This is a genomic window from Mycobacterium deserti (assembly GCF_025345615.1).
GTDB lineage: Bacteria > Actinomycetota > Actinomycetes > Mycobacteriales > Mycobacteriaceae > Mycobacterium > Mycobacterium deserti.
Genome location: NZ_JAODWD010000004.1, coordinates 311,610 through 331,316, shown reverse-complemented (window position 1 = coordinate 331,316; position 19,707 = coordinate 311,610). Strand labels below are relative to the sequence as shown.

The window sequence follows — 19,707 nt, the reverse complement described above, 5'->3', positions numbered from 1 at the left end:
AAGATTGAACCGCCCGCGGGGTCGTTTCCGTTGTGTCGACCGAACAAGGGCGCGCAAGACACCGAGGAGTCATCGATGACGACACTGAATGACAGCTCCACGACCGAAACAGGAGAGGAGTTCGCGGCACGCATCGCGGGCGCGGTCGATGCCGCCAGCCTCGCTCTTCTGCTGTCGATCGGACACCAAACCACGCTGTTCGACACTCTCGCCGGACTGCCCCCGTCCACCAGCGGCCAGATCGCCGACGCGGCGGGACTCGACGAGCGTTACGTGCGGGAGTGGCTGGGAGGCGTCGCATCGGCCCGAGTCGTCGACTACGACGCGGCCACACGGACATATGCACTGCCTGCCCATCGCGCGGCGGTGCTGACCCGCGCCGCCGGACCCGACAACCTCGCCCGCGTCGCACAGTTCATCTCGTTGCTCGGCGAGGTCGAGCAGAAGATCATCGGCTGCTTCGTTCGCGGTGGCGGCCTGGCGTACAGCGAGTATCCGCGCTTCCACACGCTGATGGCCGAGATGAGCGGTGAGGTGTTCGACGCCGCGTTGGTCGACGCGATCCTGCCGATGGCCGACGGGTTGGTCGACCTGCTCCGCGCCGGCGTTGAAGTGGCCGACATCGGTTGCGGCAGTGGCCATGCCGTCAATGTGATGGCCAAAGCGTTCCCGGCCAGCCGGTTCACCGGCATCGACTTCTCGGACGAGGGCCTCGGCGTCGGCCGGGCCGAGGCGGCACAGATGGGTCTGCGCAACGCCGAATTCGTCGCGGCGGACGTCGCGGCCCTCGATGTGGCCGAAACCTACGACGTGGTCACCGTTTTCGACGCGATCCATGATCAGGCGCAGCCGGCGCGGGTGCTGGACAACATTCACCGCATGCTCCGGCCGGGCGGAATTCTGCTGATGGTCGACATCAAGGCGTCGTCGCACCTCGAGGACAACGTCGGTGTCCCGCTGGCGACGTACCTCTATACGGTGTCGACGATGCACTGCATGAGCGTGTCGCTGGGGCTCGACGGCGCCGGGCTCGGCACGTGCTGGGGCCGCCAACTGGCCACCTCGATGCTCGCCGACGCCGGCTTCGCCGACGTGACGGTTCGCGAGGCGGAATCCGACCCGTTCAACAACTACTACATCGCGCGGAAGTAGTGTCGGTGCGCAATGAGCGCGTTGGATGCGGTGGCCGAGTGGCCCGTCGACGCAGTCGCCGCCGCGGTGGTCGGGCCGTCGGGGATTCTGGCCGAACACGGAGATAGCGCTCGCCGCTTCGCGCTGGCGTCGGTCACCAAACTGCTCGCCGCCCGCGCGGTGCAGGTCGCCGTCGAGGAGGGTGCCGTCGAACTCGACACCGAGGCGGGCCCGCCGGGGTCCACGGTGCGGCATCTGCTCGCCCACGCCTCGGGCTACTCGATGCGGTCGGCGAAGACGATGGCCGGGCCTGGCGAACGCCGGGTGTACTCGAACTACGGCTTCGAGGTGTTGGCGACGACACTGGAGCGGGCCTCGGACATCGAGTTCGGGCAGTACCTGACGGAGGCGGTGTGCGAGCCGCTCGCCATGACCGACACCTCGCTGGACGGCGGTGCCTCCGCTGCGGGGTTCGGGGTGACGTCGACGGCGTCCGACCTGGCCGCGTTCGCCGGCGACCTGTTGCGCCCGTCGACGGTGTCGCAGCAGATGCACGAGCAGGCGGTCGAGGTTCAGTTTCCCGGGCTGGCCGGCGTGTTGCCCGGGTTCGGGAGCCAGCGGCCCAACGATTGGGGATTGGGCTTCGAGATCCGCGACGGCAAGTCGCCGCATTGGACCGGGTCGGACAACTCGGGTGAGACGTTCGGGCATTTCGGCCAGTCAGGGACGTTTTTGTGGGTCGATCCGCAGGCCGATCTGGCCTTGGTGGTGCTGACCGACCGCGAATTCGGGGAGTGGGCCTATGAGCCGTGGCCGGCCTTGTCTGACGAAGTCCTGAGAGAATTCGCCGCAGACTAGCGCAACAGCCGCCACACGAGGCACAATAGACACGCACGACACAGCTGTAATTCGGTTTCAAGAGGCCGCTTGGGGAAGACGTCCCTCGTGGAGCCGAAGGAGCAGCAATGCGTGCGTCGAACCAGTTCGCCGAAGCGACGACGGGCGTGGTCTACATCCATGCCTCGCCCGCTGCGGTGTGCCCACATGTCGAGTGGGCGTTGTCGTCGACCCTTCAGTCGAGGGCGAACCTCAAGTGGACCCCACAGCCGGCCATGCCGGGGCAGCTGCGGGCGGTGACCAACTGGCTGGGCCCGGTGGGCACCGGCGCGCAATTGGCGAACGCGTTGCGGTCGTGGACGGTGCTGCGGTTCGAAGTGACCGAGGATCCGAGTGCGGGCGTCGACGGCCACCGCTGGTGTCACACCCCGCAGCTGGGTCTGTGGAGCGGTGCGATGAGCGCCAACGGCGACGTGATGGTCGGCGAGATGCGACTGCGCTCGCTGATGGCCTCGGGCGCCGACATGCTCGCCGCCGAACTGGACTCGGTGCTGGGCACGGCTTGGGACGAGGCGCTGGAGCCGTATCGCGATGGTGGGGACACCGCGGAGGTCAGCTGGCTCAACCGCGGAGTCGGCTGATTTCTTTTCCGCGAGCAGACGCAAAACTGCCCTAAATCAGGGCGAAAAGGGCATGTTTACGTCTGCTCGCGCTAGGGAGCTTGGGGCCGGAGGATCCTCAGCGCGCCGGGGACCGCGGCCACCTCGACCGGCAGCGGGCAGATGTACTCGCCGTCGGCGTAAGCGTTGATTCCGGGGGAGTCGACGGTGATCGTGTGCGCCCGCTCGGTGCGAACCTCGTCGAGATCGACATGCGTGCCCTTGAACACGGTGGGGAACAACCGGATCAACTTCGTGCGCGACGCCGAGGAGACCATCGTGACGTCGAGCATCCCGTCCTTCGGATCGGCGTTCGGGCAGATCAACATGCCGCCGCCGTAGCTGCGGGTGTTACCGAATGCGGCCAGTGTCAGTTCGGTGTCCAGCTCACGTCCGTCAAAGGCCAGGCGGAAGGGCAGAAGCCGCAACTTGGACAGCTCGGCCACCATCGCGAGGTTGTAGCGCATGCGACCGTGCGGCCACCTCATCCGATTGGTCCGGTCGGTGACCAGCGAGTCGAAGCCCGCGGCCATCACCGTGCCGAACCACGTCTGGGCGCCGTCGGCCGCCGTGACCCGGCCCAGGTCCACGGTGTCGACGACGCCGTCGACGATCACGTCGGCCGCGGCGCCAGGATCCCTTGCAGGGATACCGAATTCGCGCGCATGGTCATTGCCCGTGCCTGCCGGGACTATCCCCAGCGGGATCTCTGTGCAGGCAAGCACCTGTAGCGCCAGTGAGATGATGCCGTCGCCCCCGACAACCACCAGCGCGTCCATTCCGCGCTCGAGGGCACCCTCGACGAGTCGGCGCGCATGTTCGGCGTCGGTGCCCGCGATCGCCACCACGTCGACCCCGCGGCGATGCAACTGCGTGACGGCGCGCTCGGCGGCGTGGGGCGCGCTGCCGTGCCCCGACGCCGGATTCGTCAGTACCGTGACCCGGCCAATGGTCATGGAATGAGCTTGCCCGGATTGAGGATTCCTGCCGGATCCAGTGTGGCCTTGACGGCGCGCAGCACCGCCACACCCAGATCGCCGACCTCATCGCGCATCCAGGGCCGATGATCGGCACCCACTGCGTGGTGGTGGGTGATGGTGCCGCCCGTGCGCATCATGGCGTCCGACGCCGCGGCTTTGGCCTTGCGCCACTGCTCGATCGGATTGCCGCGCTGGGCGGAGACGACGGTGAAGTACAACGATGCGCCAGTGGGGTACACATGCGAAATGTGGCACAGCACAAGCGCGGCCGTGCCCGATTCACCCAGCGAATTCGTCAACGCCTCGGTCACCGCGGCCTTGAGCGCCGGGACGTTGGACCAATTCGTGGCGGTCTCCAGCGTCTCGCACAACGCGCCCGCAGACAGCAGCGAATCGCGCAGATAGGGTGCGCCGAAGCGGCCGTGTTCCCAGGCTCGTGCTGGTTCCTCACCCAGCGATGTCCCACCCGCGGCTTGCAGCACCGCCCGGGTCTCGGCATGACGGCTTGCGACATGGGCTTCGGTGCCTTCGAACGCCGTGATCGCCAAACACCCTCCGGTGATCTGCTTTTCGCCGATGTTCTCGGTGGTGGCGAGATTTACTCCGGTCTCGGCTTCGTCGGAGAGCCTGATGACCGTGGGGCCGGTGCCGGTCTGCACGACGGCCCGCAGCGCGTCGGCCCCGGTGGCGAAATCGGGGAAGGACCACGCTTCGTAGCGCGTTGCGGGCGGCACGGGATGGACCCGAACGCGTACCCGGGTGATGATTCCGAATGTGCCCTCCGAGCCGATCAGCAGCTGCCGTAGATCCGGACCGGCTGCCGATTCCGGCGCACGGCCGAGGTCCAGCACACCTGTTGGGGTCACCGCGCGCAGTCCGCGGACCATGTCGTTGAAGCGGCCGTACCCTGCGGAATCCTGGCCGGAGGACCGGGTCGCGGCGAACCCGCCGATCGTCGCGAACTGAAAACTCTGAGGGAAGTGGCCCAGCGAGAAACCGCGCTCGCCGAGCAACCGTTCGGCGTCCGGACCGGTCAGCCCCGCGCCGAGTTCGGCCTCCCCGGACACCTCGTCGATGCTGTGCAGCTCGTCGAGGCGCCGCAGATCCAGCGACACCAGTGCGGGGAAGTCGGCGCGGATGGGGTCGAGCCCGCCGACGACGCTGGTGCCCCCGCCGAACGGCACCACGGCGATGCGATGGTCGGTGCAGTAGCGCAGGATGGCCGCGATCTCGTCCTCGTCACGCGGGAGCAGGACGGCATCCGGTGCGTCCTGCTCGCCGGAATCCCTGCGCCGCAACAGGTCCAACGTGGACTTTCCGCCTGCCCGGAGCAGGCGGCCGAGGTCGTCGACCCGGCAGTAGTCCGCCCCGACGATCGCGGCCAGGCTGTCGCGGTCGGCGTCGGGAAGCCCTGACGGGCGCAACCGGACCTCGTCGGCCCCGAGTTCGGCGGCGGTGGACGTCTCGACCCCGAGCGCCTGTTCGAGCAGGGCGCGGATTCCGTCCGACAGCGGCTTCGCCTGCTCCGGATCGCCCCATGCGTTCCATTTCATCGGGGGTTCGAGCACGGTCTGATGAGCCTCCGGGCGAGTCATGCGTTACAGTATTACACATGTCGTCAATCCGTAACTCAGATGCGACGGTCGAGAAGCGCATCCTCGACGCCGCGGCCGCCTGCATCCTGGCCTTCGGCGTCGAGCGGACGACGATGACGGAGATCGCGCGGCGCGCCCGGGTCAGCAGGCCGACCATTTACCGTCGCTGGCCCGACATCCGCTGGGTGATCGCCGAGTTGCTGACCGTCCGCATCGCCGGCGTGCTCGACGACGTGCCCGACCGCGGTGTCGGTCGAGAGGCGATGGTGGACCGTGTGGTGCTCGTCGCCGAGCATCTGCGGGAGGACGAGATCGTTCAGTCGGTCATCCGCAACGCGCCGAGCCTGGCGATGGTCTACATCGCCGAACGCCTCGGCACCAGCCAGCAGATCCTGATCGACGCGCTGGCCGAGGCCATCAAGGCCGCGCAGGTCGAGGGCAGTGTCCGGCCCGGCGATCCGCATGAGATGGGCGCGATGTGCCTTCTCATCACGCAGTCGACCATCCAGTCGGCGCAGATGGTCGAGATGCTGCTGGACCGCAAGGCGCTCAACGTCGAACTCGCCCGGTCGTTGAACGGTTACCTGGCGCCGTGACGGGCTCGACTGCACTGACAGCGACCCGCCGCACCGCCGACCTCGGCGCGCTGGCCGACGGGCGCACCATCGACGTCGTCGTGATCGGCGGGGGCATCACCGGTGCGGGCATCGCCTTGGATGCCGCGACGCGTGGGCTGAGCGTCGCTCTGGTCGAGAAGCACGACCTGGCCTTCGGCACCAGCCGGTGGAGTTCCAAGCTCGTTCACGGCGGTCTGCGTTACCTGGCGACAGGCAACGTCGGCATCGCCAGGCGCAGCGCCGCCGAACGCGGAATCCTGATGACGCGCAACGCTCCTCACTTGGTCACGGCGATGCCGCAGTTGGTGCCGCTTCTGCCGTCGATGAACACCGCGTCGCGTGCCCTCGTGCGGTTCGGCTTCGCGGCAGGCGACGGACTGCGTCGGCTGGCGGGCACGCCCGCCTCGACGCTGCCACGGTCGCGACGGATCGACGCGCACCGCGCGCAGGAGTTGGCGCCGACCGTCCGCCGCGACGGCCTCGACGGGGCCTACCTCGCCTACGACGGCCAGTTGATCGACGATGCGCGACTGGTCACCGCGGTCGCGCGCACGGCGGCGCAACACGGTGCTCGCATCCTGACCCGCGTCGCGGCGTCGGACGCGACGGGAACGTCAGTGACGTTGACCGACCAGCGCACCGGGGAGTCGTTCGACCTCTCGGCCCGCGCGGTCATCAACGCGACGGGCGTGTGGGCCGGTGAGGTCGACGAGTCGATCACGTTGCGGCCGAGCCGCGGCACACATCTCGTCTTCGACGCCGCAGCGTTCGGCAATCCGACCGCCGCACTGACGATTCCGATCCCGGGGGAGATCAATCGGTTCGTCTTCGCGATGCCCGAACAGCTCGGCCGCGTCTACCTCGGGCTCACCGACGAAGACGCACCGGGGTCGATTCCGGATGTGCCACAGCCGACGTCCGAGGAGATCACCTTCCTGCTCGACACCGTGAACACCGCGCTCGATGCGGCGTTGGGTCCCGAAGACGTGCGGGGCGCGTACGCGGGGCTGCGACCGTTGATCGACGCCGGCGCCGGCCGGACCGCCGACGTGTCGCGCGAACATGCGGTGACGGCGTCGCCCGCCGGCGTGATCAGCGTCATCGGCGGCAAGCTGACCGAGTATCGCTACATGGCCGAAGACGTCCTCGACCGTACCGTGGCGCTGCGCGGGTTGGCGGCCGGCCCCTGCCGGACCCGGAACCTCCCGCTGGTGGGGGCGCCGCCGAATCCCGTTGCCACGCTGCGGTCCTCGGCGGATCTGCCGTCGTCGTTGGTGGCCCGCTTTGGTGCCGAGGCGCCGAATGTGATCGCCACGGCAAGTTGCGAGCGGCCGACTGAACCGGTGGCCGACGGCATCGACGTCATCAGAGCCGAATTCGAGTACGCGGTGACGCACGAAGGCGCACTGACGGCCGATGACATCCTGGATCGCCGTACCCGCATCGGCCTTGTCCACGCCGACCGCCAGCGGGCGGCAGCGGCCGCCGAGGAGATGCTGGCCACGATCGACTAGCGATTTCGGTGCGCAAACCGTCGCTCAGCGAACGTAGGCGCGCCGAAATCGCGAATTACAACGGGATGTTCTTGTGTCGGCCGCGGCGGGCGGGCGCCTCGGCCAGCGCCTGGGTCAGCCTGCTGCGCGTGTGCGCCGGATCGATCTTCTCGTCGACCACACCGATCTCGATCGCCGAATCCACTCCGCCGGCGATCTTCTCGTGCTCGACGGCCAACTGCTCGTGCAGCGCCTCGCGCTCGTCGGCGGGGGCGGCGGCCAGCTTCTTCTTGTGCAGAATGCCGACCGCGGCCTTGGCGCCCATCACCGCGACCTCGGCCTCGGGCCAGGCGAACACCTTGGTGGCGTTCAGCGATCGCGAGTTCATCGCGATGTAGGCACCGCCGTAGATCTTGCGGGTCACCAGCGTGACACGCGGCACCGAGGACTCGCCGAACGCGTGCAGAAGCTTGGCGCCGCGACGAACCACGCCACCCCACTCCTGGTCCACACCGGGCAGGTAGCCGGGCACGTCGACGACGACGACCAGCGGGATGCCGAACGCATCGCATAACCGCACGAAACGTGCTGACTTCTCAGCGCTTTCGGAGTTCAGGCAGCCGCCGAGACGGAGCGGGTTGTTGGCGATCACGCCAACCGTGCGCCCGGCCAGTCGACCGAGGCCGACCACGATGGACGGCGCCCATCGGGACTGGAACTCCTCGAACGGCACGCCCTCGTCGAGCAGAGCCTCGACCAACGGGTGCACGTCGTAAGCGCGCCGAGCCGACTCGGGCAGCAGCGCCTTGAGGTCGGTGTCACCGGCTTCAGCCTTGCTGCGGTCGAAATGGCCTTGCTGGCAGAACAACCCGACCAACCGGCGTCCACGCTCGTAAGCGTCGAGTTCGTCGTTGGCGACGATGTGGCACACGCCGGATTTCTTGTGGTGGGCGTCGGGACCGCCGAGGGACACCATGTCGACGTCCTCACCGGTGACGCTGCGGACCACGTCGGGGCCGGTGACGAAAACCTTGCTGTCCGGTGCCATCACGATCACGTCGGTCAGCGCCGGACCGTAGGCGGCACCGCCCGCGGCGAACCCGACCACGACCGAGATCTGCGGGATGTAACCGGACGCGCGGATCATGGCCTCGAAGACCAGGCCGACCGCGTGCAGCGCCTTGACGCCTTCGGCCAACCGCGCACCGCCGGAGTGCCAGATGCCGACGATCGGGCTCTGCTCCTCGATGGCCTGGTCGTAGGCGTTGACGATGTGCGCGCAGCCCTCCACGCCCATGGCGCCACCCATCACGGTGCCGTCGGTGCAGAACGCGATGGTGCGCACGCCGTTGACGGTGCCCGCCGCGGCCAGCACGCCCGAGCGGCCGCGCTCGTGCAGCAGTTCGACACTGTTGTCGTCGAAGAACGAGGATAGGCGCAGCATCGGATCGCGGGGGTCCAGCGATTCGGCGGCGGCCTCGGGGGCCATGATCGTCACGGGTGAACCTCCTGTAGCGCCGGGATTGGCGGGGATGTCAGTACTTGCCGAACGCGAGCGCGACGTTGTGCCCACCGAATCCGAACGAGTTGTTGATCGCGTATTGATAGTTGCCGGGTCGCGGCGAGCCGGCAACGACGTCGAGGTCGATCTCCGGGTCCAGGTTCTTCAAATTCAGGGTCGGCGGGATCACGCCCTCGCGCAGCGCCAGCACGGTGAGGATGGACTCGACCGCACCGACCGCGCCGACCGAGTGGCCCAGCGCGCCCTTGGGGGCGTAAACCGCAGGCTTGTGGCCGCCCATCGCGTTGTTGATCGCCTTGCCCTCGGCCACGTCGCCGACGCTGGTGCCGGTGGCGTGCGCGTTGACGTGGTCGATGTCGCTCGGTTGCAACCCGGCGAGCTCGATGGCCCGCGACATCGCGTGCCCGGCCTGCTCGCCGTTGGGGTCGGGGGCCACGATGTGGTAGCCGTCCGACGTGATGCTGGCGCCCATGACGCGGGCGAGAATCTCGGCGCCGCGGGCCTTCGCGTGCTCCTCGGTCTCGATGACCATCAGGGCGCCGCCCTCGCCGAACACGAACCCGTTTCGGTCCTTGTCGAACGGCCGACACGCGCCGGCGGGGTCATCGTTGGTGGTGGACAACACGATTCGCATCTGTGCGAACCCGGCGATCGGCACCGCCTCGATGCGCGTCTCGACGCCACCGCAAATCGCGACGTCGGCCTCGCCGAGCACGATGTTGCGCCACGCGTGCGCGATGCCCTCCGAGCCCGACGCGCAGGCCGACACCGGGGTGACCACCCCGGCGCGGGCCTTGCGCTCAAGTCCCACCGCGGCAGCCGCCGCGTTGGGCATGTACATCTGCACTGCCAGCGGGGATACCGCACGCAGGCCCTTGGCCCGCATGCCGTCGTAGCTGAAGACGAGTTCCTCGGTCGAGCCCATGCCCGTGCCGATCGACACCATCAGGCGCTTGGGGTCGACCTCGGGCGAACCCGCGTTGTCCCACACCCGCCTGCTCAGCACGGTCGACATCTTCTGCAGGTAAGACAGTCGACGCAGTTCGACCCGCGTCAACTCCGAATCGAAATCCTCGAGCAGGTGCCCCCCGATGCGCACCGGGAGGTCGTATTCCTCGACGAACGGATCCTCGAGCTTGCGGATGCCACTCTGGCCGTCCAGCAACCTCTTCCAGGTTTCGTCAGCACTGGTCGCCAACGCCGTCGTCATGGCGATGCCGGTGACGACGACGTTGGGGAACCCGTTCCCGGTAGCCAACCCTGCCATTACTGCCCGAAATTTCCCTTCGCTCAGTAGCGCCCGAAGGCCAGGGCGACATTGTGTCCACCGAAGCCGAAGGAGTTGTTGATGGCGTACTGGTAGTCGCCATACCGAGGCTCACCCGCAACGACATCGAGATCGATCTCGGGGTCGGGCGTCTCGTAGTTCAGCGTCGGCGGGATGACCCCGTCACGCAGGGCGAGCACGGTGAGTACCGACTCCAGGGCGCCGACGGCACCGATGGAGTGGCCCAGCGCCGACTTCGGCGCATACACCGCGGCATGCTCGACACCTGCCACCCGAATCGCGTTGGCCTCGGCCGTGTCACCGATCGGCGTGGCCGTGGCGTGCGCGTTGACGTGCTGGATGTCCTTGGGGTCGAGCCCCGCGGTCTCCATTGCACGCTTCATGGCCTGACCGGCCCGCAGACCGTTCGGGTCCGGCGCGACCATGTGGTACGCGTCGGAGGTGATGCCCGCGCCCATCAACCGGGCCAACGGCTTGGCGCCGCGGGCCAGGGCGTGCTCCTCGGTTTCGATGATCATGAGCGCACCGGCCTCACCGAACACGAAGCCGTCCCGGTTCTTGTCGAACGGGCGCGACGCGCCTGCCGGATTCTCGTTGTTGGTCGACATCGCGCGCATCATCGAGAACGCCGCAATGGGCAGCGCCTCGATGCCGCCCTCGACGCCACCGCAGACCGCGAAGTCCGCATCACCCATGACGACCTGGCGCCATGCGTGGGCGATGGCCTCTGATCCGGATGAGCACGCCGACACCGGGGTGATGACCCCGGCGCGGGCGCCCAACTCGAGACCTGCGACAGCGGCAGCGCCGTTTGGCATGATCATCTGAACGGCGAGCGGGGACACCTTGCGGGGCCCGCCCTCGTTCATCGCGTCGTACGTCTCGACGATCTTCTCGCCACCGCCGAGACCGGTGCCGATCACCACGGCGAATCGGTCCGGATCGACCTCGGGCTTGCCCGCGGTTTCCCAGAGCCGACCGGCCAGCAGCTTCGACATACGCTGCACGTAGGACATGCGACGCATGTCGATGCGGGTCATGTGGTCGTCGACGTTATCCACGAGATGACCGCCGATTCGCACCTGCAGATCCCACTTGGACACGAACTCGTCCTCGAGGATGCGGATGCCGCTGTCGCCGGCCAGCAGACCCTTCCACGTGCTTTCGATGTCCGCAGCGAGGGCCGTGGTGGCCTCAACAGCGGTCACCACGACGTTGGGAAAACCGCCGTTAGCAGTGGAAGGTCTGCTCATGCGCGGTCGGCTTCGATCTGAGCGCGGATCGCCGCGGCGGCTTCCGGGTTCTCTTCTTCGAGCTTCTGGATGTAGTTGACGACGTCACCGACGGTACGCAGACCGGCGAGGTCCTCGTCGGGGATCTTCACGCCGTACTTGTCCTCGGTCTGCACGGCGATCTCGACCATCGACAGCGAGTCGATGTCCAGGTCGTCGACGAACGACTTCTCCGGGGTGACCTCGGAGGGCTCGATACCGGTGACCTCTTCGATGATCTCAGCGAGACCCGAGATGATTTCGTCCTGACTGGCGGCCACAATGGCTCCTTCTAATTGGGTTGTTATTACTTGGGATTGACGTGCTTATGTGGTTGTTCTGGTCGGGCGGGGCGTTAAAGTTGCGCCAGCCCGTCCAGGTCAGCGGGGGACTTGACGGCGTGCGCCGGTACCCCCCGAAGTTCGCGCTTCGCGATTCCGGCGAGTGTCCCGGCGGGCGGGAACTCGACGATCGCGGTCACGTTGAGCTGACGCATGGTCTCGGTGCACAGATCCCAGCGCACGGGCCGGGTCATCTGGGCGACGAGCTTGCCCATCGCGTCGGCGGCCGAGGCCACCTTCTCGCCGTCAGCGTTCGACAGTAGCGTCGTCGTCGGTTCGGACGGCGTTACACCTTGCGCCGCAGCGGCGTAGCCGTCGAGTGCCGAAGCCATGTAGTGCGTGTGGAACGCCCCTGCGGTGGCGAGCTTGCGCACCCGCGCCTTCGCCGGGGGATCCTCGACCAGCTTGTCCAGCGCTGCGACCGCACCGGCAGCGACGATCTGCCCCGCTGCGTTGCGGTTGGCGGCAACCAGGTCGAGCGCCTCGAGGCGGGCGAGCACATCGCTCTCCTCACCACCGAGCACTGCAGCCATGCCGGTGGGCTCGACGGCGCAGGCCTTGGCCATTTCGGCGCCGCGGGTCGCGGCCAGCTTGACCGCGTCGTCGGCGGAGATGACACCCGCGATCGCGTATGCCGCGATCTCACCGACGGAATGGCCCGCCACCACGGAGTCCTTACCCGCGAGCAGGCCGCGCTTGGTGAGCTCCCCGTGCGCCAGCAGCGTGGCCGCTACGACGAGCGGCTGCGTCACCGCAGTATCGGTGATCTCTTCAGCGGTCGCGGTGGTCCCCAGACGTGCCAGATCCAGTCCACTGATCTCCGACCAGGCGGCCAAGCGCTCGGCAGCACCGGGCAGCTCGAGCCAAGCGGCGAGCATGCCGGGAGTCTGTGAGCCCTGTCCGGGCGCGAGGAGTGCAAGCACGTATTTAAGAGAACACTGTGAAGACGGTTTTGCGCGGTGTAAGAGATTATGAACCTCGTCTTATGTTTTTGTACAGTCTCCACAAAACCGCATGTGATGGGACTCCATTGATACCTCGCCGCGATGTGTGCAGACGGGACTAACCCGCACGATGACGGCTCGCGGCCGGCGAACGGGCCGCGGCGGACGGGTCGGCTCTGGCGTTTGCCGTGCTCGTGTGATGTACCTGACGGCCGAGCCTGCCGACGGTTGCGGCGACGCGAAGTACATACGCGTCACGCGGCACGGTCGGGTCGCGGCCGGTGAAGTCGGCGATCCGCTTGAGGCGGTAGCGGACGGTGTTTGGATGAACGAACAATTTGCGAGCGCAGGCTTCTATGGCCCCGCCGGAGTCCAGATAGGCGTCGAGCGTTTCAGTCAGCGCCGGGCCGGCATCGGCCAGTGGTCGCATCACCTCGAGCTCGAGGGCCGCCGCCGCCGTCGCGTCCCCGAGCAGCGCGCGTTCGGGCAGTAGTTCGCGCGCTGCGACCGGCCGCGGAGCCCCGCTCCACCCTGCGACGGCGTTCATGCCCGAGATCGCCTCGGTGGCGCTGCGGTGAGCCGCCCCCAGCGTCGGCGCGGTCGGCCCGACCACCACGGGCCCGTCAGCGAACACCTGGGCCATGTCGGCGAGGAAGCGGTCGGTGGGCGACAGGACGCCGGACACGATGGCGACCAGCCAGGTGCCGTGCACGTCCGACAGCGCCGCGCGCCCGTTGCGGCTGACGACATCGCGAATGTCGTCGCTGACGAGGTCGATGCGATCGGGTTGCGGCAGGCCGACGATCACGGTGGCGGGCGCGGTGGCGTCCCAGTTCAGTGCGGCGGCCTGCGACTGCAGTTCGGGTCCGGTGTCGCCGCGGACCACCGCATCGACGACGTTGGCCTCCATCCGGGTGTCCCACGCGCCGCGGGCCTCGGCCTGATCGGCGTAAGCGCTGGCGGCAGCGAACGCGAGATCGCGGCTGTAGCGCAGGATCCCGGCCGTCAGCGCGGTCAACTGCTCTTCGGTGCGGGCCAGCAGCGGCACCACTTCCTCGAAGAACTCCATGGTGATGCGGACCATCTCGACCGACTGTCGCAGGGCGATGCGTCGCCGAAGGTCCTGCGGCACGACCTCGAACGCCTGCGCGGTGTACCCGACGTTGCTCTTCGGATCGCGCATCCATTCGACGAAGTTAACCACGGCGGTCTGCACCACCAACTGCACGCTCGAGCGCTGCGATGCTTCGAGTTCGGCGAAGAACGGCAACCGTTGCTCCATGGCGTGCACCGCTTCGGTGGCCAGGCGTCCCGAATACTGCTGCAGCCGGCGCAGCACCGAGTCGGGCACCGTCTCGAGAACTTCGACGGTCGACGCCGGAGGAACGAACCGATTGTCGGCCATCCCTAAAGAGTACGGGACGGCTCTGTCGGAAACCTCCAAGCGGTTACGCGACGCCGGGGTCAGACGTCTGCTCGGGCGCCGCCATCACGTCGTCGATCTCGTACTTGCGCGCCGCCTCGACCGCCACCGACTGGTCGATGTTGCCGTCGCGGGCCAGGCCCTCGAGCACGGCGACCGCCACCGATTCGCCGTCGGTGTTGTAGTACCTGCGCGCGGCGGGCCGGGTGTCGGAGAACCCGAACCCGTCGGTGCCCAGCGTGATGTAGGTGCCAGGGACCCAGGGTCGGATCTGCTCGGGCACGGCCCGCATCCAGTCCGACACCGCGACGACAGGCCCGGCCGCATCGGCGAGCGCCTGCGTCACATAGGGCGTGCCCGCGGGCCGCTCGGGGTGACGCAGCATCTCCTTCTCGATGGACACGCCGTCGCGGTTGAGCTCACCCCAGCTGGTCACCGACCAGACGTCGGCGGCGACGTCCCAGTCGTCGGCCAGCAGTTCGGCCGCCTTCATCGCCGACGGCATCGCCACCCCCGAGGCCAGGATCTGCGCGGTGTTGGCGCGTTTCTCCTTCGCGGGCTGGTAGCGGTACATACCACGCAGCAGGCCTTCCACATCGAGGCCGTCCGGCTCGGCCGGCTGGATGTACGGCTCGTTGTAGATCGTCATGTAGAAGTACACGTTCTCGGGGTTCTCGCCGTACATGCGGTGCAGTCCGCTTTCGATGATGTAGGCGATCTCGTACGCGAAGGCCGGGTCGTACGCGACGACGGCGGGGTTGGTCGCCGCCAGCAGCAGCGAATGCCCGTCGGCGTGCTGCAGACCCTCGCCGACCAGCGTGGTGCGTCCTGCCGTCGCGCCCAGCGCGAAGCCGCGGGCCATCTGGTCGGCTGCCGCCCAGAGCCCGTCGCCGGTGCGCTGGAACCCGAACATCGAATAAAAGATGTAGACCGGGATCATCGGCTCGTTGTGGGTGGCGTATGAGGTGCCCGCCGCGGTGAACGTCGCGGTGGAGCCGGCCTCGTTGATGCCCTCGTGCAGGATCTGGCCGATCTCACTTTCCTTGTACGCCAACATCAATTCGGCGTCGACCGACGTGTAGAGCTGACCGTTGCGGTTGTAGATCTTGAGGCTCGGGAACCACGAGTCCATGCCGAACGTGCGGGCTTCGTCGGGAATGATCGGCACGATCCGCTTGCCGATCTCTTTGTCGCGCAGAAGTTCTTTGAATGTGCGGACGGTGGCCATGGTGGTGGCCACTTCTTGCTTGCCCGAACCTTTCTTCAACACCTTGTAGGTGTCGCGCCCGGGCAGCGTCAACGTCTTGGCCTTGGTCCGACGCTCGGGCAGGAACCCGCCGAGAGCGCGTCGGCGTTCAAGCAGATAGCGGATCTCAGCCGCCTCCGGCCCCGGGTGGTAGTAGGGCGGCAGATACGGGTTGTCCTCGAGTTGTTTGTCGCTGATCGGGATGCGCTGGGCGTCGCGAAAATCCTTGAGGTCCTGCAACGCAAGCTTTTTCATCTGGTGCGTGGCGTTGCGGCCCTCGAAGTGCTTGCCCAGCGTGTAGCCCTTGATGGTCTTGGCCAGGATCACCGTCGGCTGACCCTTGTGTTCGATCGCTGCGCGGTAGGCGGCGTACACCTTGCGGTAATCGTGGCCGCCGCGCTTGAGGTTCCAGATGTCGGTGTCGGACAGGTTCTCGACCAGCGCCTTGGTCCGCGGATCGCGGCCGAAGAAATGGTCGCGGACGTAGCCGCCGTCGTTGGCCTTGTAGGTCTGATAGTCACCGTCGGGCGTGGTGTTCATCAGGTTGACCAGCGCACCGTCGCGGTCGGCGTGCAGCAGCGCGTCCCACTCGCGGCCCCACACCACCTTGATGACGTTCCAGCCGGCGCCGCGGAAGAACGATTCCAACTCCTGGATGATCTTGCCGTTGCCGCGCACCGGTCCGTCGAGGCGCTGCAGGTTGCAGTTGACGACGAACGTCAGGTTGTCCAGTCCTTCGAGCGCGGCGACGTGCGTGAGGCCCCGGCTCTCCGGCTCGTCCATCTCGCCGTCGCCGAGGAAGGCCCACACATGTTGGTTCGAGGTGTCCTTGATGCCGCGGTCGTGCAGATAGTGGTTGAACCGGGCCTGGTAGATGGCGTTCATGGGACCCAGGCCCATCGACACCGTCGGGAACTCCCAGAAGTCCGGCATCAGGCGGGGGTGCGGATAGGACGGCAGCCCGCCGCCGGGGTGGCTGTGTTCCTGGCGGAAACCGTCGAGCTGTTCGGCGGTGAGCCGGCCCTCGAGGAAGGCGCGGGCGTAGATGCCCGGCGAGGCGTGGCCCTGGATGAAGACCTGATCGCCTCCGCCGGGATGGCTCTTGCCGCGGAAGAAGTGGTTGAAGCCGACCTCGTAGAGCGCAGCAGACGACGCGTAGGTCGAAATGTGGCCGCCCACACCGACTCCCGGACGCTGAGCGCGGTGCACCATGATCGCGGCGTTCCATCGGATCCACGCGCGGTAACGCCGCTCGACGTCCTCGTCGCCGGGGAACCATGGCTCGAGTTCGGTCGGAATGGTGTTGACATAATCGGTCGACGTCAACGCGGGGATGGCGACGCGTTGCTCACCGGAGCGTTCAAGCAGCCGCAGCATCAGATAGCGCGCCCGTGCAGGCCCGGAGCGCTCCAGCATGTTGTCGAACGACTCCAGCCATTCACTGGTCTCGTCGGGATCGATGTCTGGCAAATACGACGCGACACCTTCGCGGATGACTCGAACCCGGTCGGGTTCTGCTGCGGTGCCGGAGTTTTGAGCCAGGTCTTGGCGCACGAACTCGGTGGTCAACTTCCGCTCCTTATCAGGCGGTTGAGTGCTGCAGGTGCGGACGCGGTGGGCGCAGAGGTTTTCTGTGCCCGAGCGTGCGCATTTCTCCATCCTTCTCTTTTCCTGCGCCGAATGCATCGTCGGGGGTGACGAGGGCAATGATCCGCCGATCGGCGGGCGAACCGGTAACGTCTCCAGCCGTGCGCAGGGGTCGGCTGGGGCGGAAGCGGCTGCGAGTCGCCGCGCTGGTGGTCGGCAGTCTGGCCGCGGCGGCGATGGTCATCGTGGGCTGCAGCAATGTCACCGAAGGCGCGCCGCAGGTCGACGCGGCCGAGGCGCCGGTGTACCGGGCATCGGTCTCGGCATCCATCGAAGAATCGGAAGCCAGCTCCAGCGCCAAGGAGTCCGAGCGCCAGGAGTCGCTCACCACCGAAGCGATCCACTCTTCCTGCGAATCGCTCAGTTCCAGCAGCGTCGAGGCGATCACCGCGGTCAACGACTACGTCGACGCGTTCAACGCGAGCGCAAGCGATGCGGCCGCCAAGGCGGGGCCGGCGACCGACGCGCTCAACCACAGCGCGGATGAGGTGGCGCGAAGCCTGACGGACCCGTTACCCCCCGAATTGAAGGATGCGATGAACGGTTGGGTCGACGCCGCTCGGGGTGTTGCCACCGCGGTCGCGGGCAATTACGGGCCCGAAGAATTCAACGTCGCGATCACCCGGCTGAACGACACGAAGACCACCGCGCTGAATCTCTGCGACGCCGCATATTGACTAACTTGCCGTCAGGCGTCGGCTCCGGCGCCTCGGCGTGCGACGATAGGGCCCGAACATGTGAGGTGCGCACGGTGCGCCCGAGCTGGCTGAAGGAGGACCGACGGTGGTCGCGGCGGACGACGACGCCCCGAACTACGCCCGCAGACTGGGCATCCAAAAAGATCAGGTTGTGCAGGAGTTGGGCTGGGACGAGGACACCGACGACGACATCCGGGTCGACATCGAAGAGGCGTGCGGCGCCGACCTGCTCGACGAGGACGCCGATGAAGTCATCGACGTGGTGCTGCTCTGGTGGCGTGACGGCGACGGCGACCTTGTCGACACCCTGATGGATGCGATCACTCCGTTGGCCGACGACGGGGTTATCTGGGTGGTCACACCCAAGACGGGAAAGCCCGGGCATGTGCAGCCCGCCGAGATCGCCGAGTCGGCGCCGACGGCGGGGCTGATGCAGACATCCTCGGCCAACCTCGGCGGCTGGATCGCCAGCCGCCTGGTGCAGCCCAAGTCGAAGGCGGCGGGAAGAAGATAGATGAGCGCTGGCGCGAAGAACGGAAGGCCATAGTGCTCGAGGTCGGAACCGAAGCGCCGGATTTCACCCTCAAGGACCAGAACGGGCAGCCGGTCACACTCAGCGACTTCCGCGGGCAGAAGAACGTGCTGATGGTGTTCTTCCCGTTGGCGTTCACGGGTATCTGTCAGGGCGAGCTCGACGAGATCCGGGATCATCTCACCGAATACGAGAACGACGGCACGGTGACGCTGGCGATCTCCGTCGGACCGCCGCCCACCCACAAGGTCTGGGCGACGCAGAGCGGCTTCACGTTCCCGGTGCTGTCCGACTTCTGGCCGCACGGGGAAGTCGCCAAGGCCTACGGCGTGTTCAACGACGACGCCGGGTTCGCCAATCGCGGCACCTTCGTGGTCGACACGTCGGGCGTGATCCGGTTCGCCGAGATGAAGCAGCCGGGCGAGTCGCGCGACCAAGCCGCGTGGACCGGCGCGCTAGCGGCGCTGAAGGCGGGCTGACGGATTTCGTGCCGCGCGTCGTCGGCGTGTAATTTGCCTGGCGAGGGGCGCGTAGCTCAGTGGTAGAGCTCTGGTTTTACACACCAGCGGTCGGCGGTTCGATACCGTCCGCGCCCACCATCGTCGGCGCCGGTCAGGGTGTTTTGAATGGGGATTGCCGAACCCCCGTGGTGCCAAGATTGTGCCAGCGTCGATCGACCGGACCCGACGGCTTGGGGCCACTCCGACGCGTCGCGACCCACGGGTTTGACGAACCACATGGCATGGGTAGGCCGGTCGTCTGTCGGCGCGGAATGTCTCGGCGACCGTCGTGGACGCCAGTAAGCTCGCGGCGTGACCGGCGAACCCCGCCCTGAGCTGCAGCGCGACGCCGAGCGCACCCGCGCCGATCTGCTCGCAGTTGCCACGGAGGTTTTCGCGGAGTCGGGATTCTCGGGCGCTCGGGTCGACGAGATCGCCGAACGCACCCGCACCACCAAGCGGATGATCTACTACTACTTCGGCGGTAAAGAGGGCCTGTACATGGCCGTGCTGGAGAACGCTTACCGGGGGATTCGCGAGGCCGAACAGCGCCTGCAGGTCGACCACGTCGATCCCGTGATCGCGATGCGCAGGTTGGCCGAACTGACCTTCGATCACCACCTCGACCACCAGGCCTTCATTCGCCTGGTGGCGATCGAGAACATCCACCGGGGTGAGTACATCAGCCGTCTCGACTCCCTTCGGAGCCTGGCGCAGCCTGCGACGGCGCTGCTGGATGAACTTCTGGCCCGAGGCCGCGAGCAGGGCGTCTTCCGCACCGGCGTCGAGGCTCTCGACGTGCACCTCTTGATCAGTTCCTACTGCGTCTTCCAGGTCGCCAACCGGTACACCTTTGGTTTCCTCTTTGACGTGGACTTCACCGAGGTCACACAACGAGCCCACCTGCGCCGCATGATCGGCGACATCGTCATCGGTTGGCTGACCTCCATCTGATCTGCGACTCAGCTCACTTGATTTCCTTG

Annotated in this window: 18 protein-coding genes and 1 tRNA gene; 10 read left to right on the top strand and 9 right to left on the bottom strand. The window is 67.2% G+C overall.

Going from position 1 to position 19,707, the window contains the following annotated elements:
- Positions 1-75 precede the first annotated feature (75 nt).
- The 3 genes from N4S67_RS17925 to N4S67_RS17915 all read left to right on the top strand — a co-directional run bounded on the left by N4S67_RS17925 (position 76) and on the right by N4S67_RS17915 (position 2,609).
- On the top strand, positions 76-1,152 hold the full coding sequence (locus N4S67_RS17925) for a class I SAM-dependent methyltransferase (RefSeq protein WP_260994349.1): 1,077 nt from the start codon (positions 76-78) through the stop codon (positions 1,150-1,152).
- 12 nt (positions 1,153-1,164) lie between these two features.
- Positions 1,165-1,989: a serine hydrolase domain-containing protein gene (locus tag N4S67_RS17920; protein WP_260994348.1), complete on the top strand. Its 825-nt coding sequence runs from the start codon at positions 1,165-1,167 to the stop codon at positions 1,987-1,989.
- A gap of 107 nt (positions 1,990-2,096) precedes the next feature.
- The gene (locus tag N4S67_RS17915; protein ID WP_260994347.1) at positions 2,097-2,609 is read left to right on the top strand and encodes a DUF3145 domain-containing protein; all 513 of its coding nucleotides are present in this window, start codon (positions 2,097-2,099) and stop codon (positions 2,607-2,609) included.
- A gap of 71 nt (positions 2,610-2,680) precedes the next feature.
- On the opposite strand, the gene N4S67_RS17910 is transcribed toward N4S67_RS17915, so the two are convergent.
- A complete protein-coding gene (locus N4S67_RS17910) occupies positions 2,681-3,583 on the bottom strand; it encodes a diacylglycerol kinase (protein WP_260994346.1) in 903 nt (300 codons plus the stop codon).
- On the bottom strand, positions 3,580-5,160 hold the full coding sequence (locus tag N4S67_RS17905) for an FAD-binding oxidoreductase (protein WP_260994715.1): 1,581 nt from the start codon (positions 5,158-5,160) through the stop codon (positions 3,580-3,582). The genes N4S67_RS17910 and N4S67_RS17905 overlap by 4 nt, the downstream gene beginning before the upstream one ends.
- 59 nt (positions 5,161-5,219) lie before the next feature.
- Between N4S67_RS17905 and N4S67_RS17900 the strand changes: the two genes are divergently transcribed.
- Both N4S67_RS17900 and N4S67_RS17895 read left to right on the top strand, forming a co-directional pair.
- Entirely contained in the window at positions 5,220-5,798 is a 579-nt protein-coding gene (locus tag N4S67_RS17900; RefSeq protein ID WP_260994345.1) for a TetR/AcrR family transcriptional regulator, read from the top strand.
- Entirely contained in the window at positions 5,795-7,333 is a 1,539-nt protein-coding gene (locus N4S67_RS17895; RefSeq protein WP_260994344.1) for a glycerol-3-phosphate dehydrogenase/oxidase, read from the top strand. Before N4S67_RS17900 ends, N4S67_RS17895 begins: the two co-directional genes overlap by 4 nt.
- Before the next feature lie 55 nt (positions 7,334-7,388).
- Here N4S67_RS17895 and N4S67_RS17890 read toward each other — a convergent pair whose 3' ends face one another.
- From N4S67_RS17890 to aceE, 7 genes are all read right to left on the bottom strand, one after another.
- The gene (locus N4S67_RS17890; protein ID WP_260994343.1) at positions 7,389-8,810 is read right to left on the bottom strand and encodes an acyl-CoA carboxylase subunit beta; all 1,422 of its coding nucleotides are present in this window, start codon (positions 8,808-8,810) and stop codon (positions 7,389-7,391) included.
- Positions 8,811-8,847: 37 nt separating this feature from the next.
- Positions 8,848-10,101 (bottom strand): 3-oxoacyl-ACP synthase KasB, encoded by a 1,254-nt coding sequence (gene kasB, locus N4S67_RS17885; protein ID WP_260994342.1) that lies wholly within the window; start codon positions 10,099-10,101, stop codon positions 8,848-8,850.
- Between the two features lie 23 nt (positions 10,102-10,124).
- On the bottom strand, positions 10,125-11,375 hold the full coding sequence (gene kasA, locus N4S67_RS17880) for a 3-oxoacyl-ACP synthase KasA (RefSeq protein ID WP_260994341.1): 1,251 nt from the start codon (positions 11,373-11,375) through the stop codon (positions 10,125-10,127).
- Entirely contained in the window at positions 11,372-11,674 is a 303-nt protein-coding gene (gene acpM, locus N4S67_RS17875; RefSeq protein ID WP_260994340.1) for a meromycolate extension acyl carrier protein AcpM, read from the bottom strand. Before acpM ends, kasA begins: the two co-directional genes overlap by 4 nt.
- A gap of 74 nt (positions 11,675-11,748) precedes the next feature.
- Entirely contained in the window at positions 11,749-12,657 is a 909-nt protein-coding gene (locus N4S67_RS17870; protein ID WP_260994339.1) for an ACP S-malonyltransferase, read from the bottom strand.
- Positions 12,658-12,796: 139 nt separating this feature from the next.
- Positions 12,797-14,083, bottom strand: a complete 1,287-nt coding sequence (locus N4S67_RS17865; protein ID WP_260994338.1) for a PucR family transcriptional regulator — start codon at positions 14,081-14,083, stop codon at positions 12,797-12,799.
- A 43-nt stretch (positions 14,084-14,126) separates the two neighbouring features.
- Entirely contained in the window at positions 14,127-16,916 is a 2,790-nt protein-coding gene (gene aceE / locus N4S67_RS17860; RefSeq protein WP_260994337.1) for a pyruvate dehydrogenase (acetyl-transferring), homodimeric type, read from the bottom strand.
- A 179-nt stretch (positions 16,917-17,095) separates the two neighbouring features.
- Here aceE and N4S67_RS17855 point away from each other — a divergent pair, with 179 nt between their 5' ends.
- The 5 genes from N4S67_RS17855 (at position 17,096) to N4S67_RS17835 (ending at position 19,678) form a co-directional block, all read left to right on the top strand.
- Positions 17,096-17,671 (top strand): hypothetical protein, encoded by a 576-nt coding sequence (locus N4S67_RS17855; protein ID WP_390893415.1) that lies wholly within the window; start codon positions 17,096-17,098, stop codon positions 17,669-17,671.
- Between the two features lie 106 nt (positions 17,672-17,777).
- Entirely contained in the window at positions 17,778-18,206 is a 429-nt protein-coding gene (locus N4S67_RS17850; RefSeq protein WP_260994336.1) for a DUF3052 domain-containing protein, read from the top strand.
- A 32-nt stretch (positions 18,207-18,238) separates the two neighbouring features.
- The gene (locus tag N4S67_RS17845; protein ID WP_260994335.1) at positions 18,239-18,703 is read left to right on the top strand and encodes a peroxiredoxin; all 465 of its coding nucleotides are present in this window, start codon (positions 18,239-18,241) and stop codon (positions 18,701-18,703) included.
- Between the two features lie 45 nt (positions 18,704-18,748).
- Positions 18,749-18,823 (top strand) — tRNA-Val (locus N4S67_RS17840).
- Positions 18,824-19,036: 213 nt separating this feature from the next.
- Positions 19,037-19,678 (top strand): TetR/AcrR family transcriptional regulator, encoded by a 642-nt coding sequence (locus tag N4S67_RS17835; RefSeq protein ID WP_260994334.1) that lies wholly within the window; start codon positions 19,037-19,039, stop codon positions 19,676-19,678.
- Positions 19,679-19,707 lie beyond the last annotated feature (29 nt).

Excerpts from the sequence above, each read along its gene's own strand:
- N4S67_RS17900 (WP_260994345.1), top strand. The coding sequence starts at position 5,220 with ATGTCGTCAATCCGTAACTCAGATGCGACGGTCGAGAAGCGCATCCTC.
- N4S67_RS17910 (WP_260994346.1), bottom strand. The coding sequence starts at position 3,583 with ATGACCATTGGCCGGGTCACGGTACTGACGAATCCGGCGTCGGGGCAC.
- N4S67_RS17865 (WP_260994338.1), bottom strand. The coding sequence starts at position 14,083 with ATGGCCGACAATCGGTTCGTTCCTCCGGCGTCGACCGTCGAAGTTCTC.
- N4S67_RS17905 (WP_260994715.1), bottom strand. The coding sequence starts at position 5,160 with ATGAAATGGAACGCATGGGGCGATCCGGAGCAGGCGAAGCCGCTGTCG.
- kasA (WP_260994341.1), bottom strand. The coding sequence starts at position 11,375 with ATGAGCAGACCTTCCACTGCTAACGGCGGTTTTCCCAACGTCGTGGTG.
- kasB (WP_260994342.1), bottom strand. The coding sequence starts at position 10,101 with ATGGCAGGGTTGGCTACCGGGAACGGGTTCCCCAACGTCGTCGTCACC.
- N4S67_RS17925 (WP_260994349.1), top strand. The coding sequence starts at position 76 with ATGACGACACTGAATGACAGCTCCACGACCGAAACAGGAGAGGAGTTC.
- N4S67_RS17920 (WP_260994348.1), top strand. The coding sequence starts at position 1,165 with ATGAGCGCGTTGGATGCGGTGGCCGAGTGGCCCGTCGACGCAGTCGCC.
- N4S67_RS17915 (WP_260994347.1), top strand. The coding sequence starts at position 2,097 with ATGCGTGCGTCGAACCAGTTCGCCGAAGCGACGACGGGCGTGGTCTAC.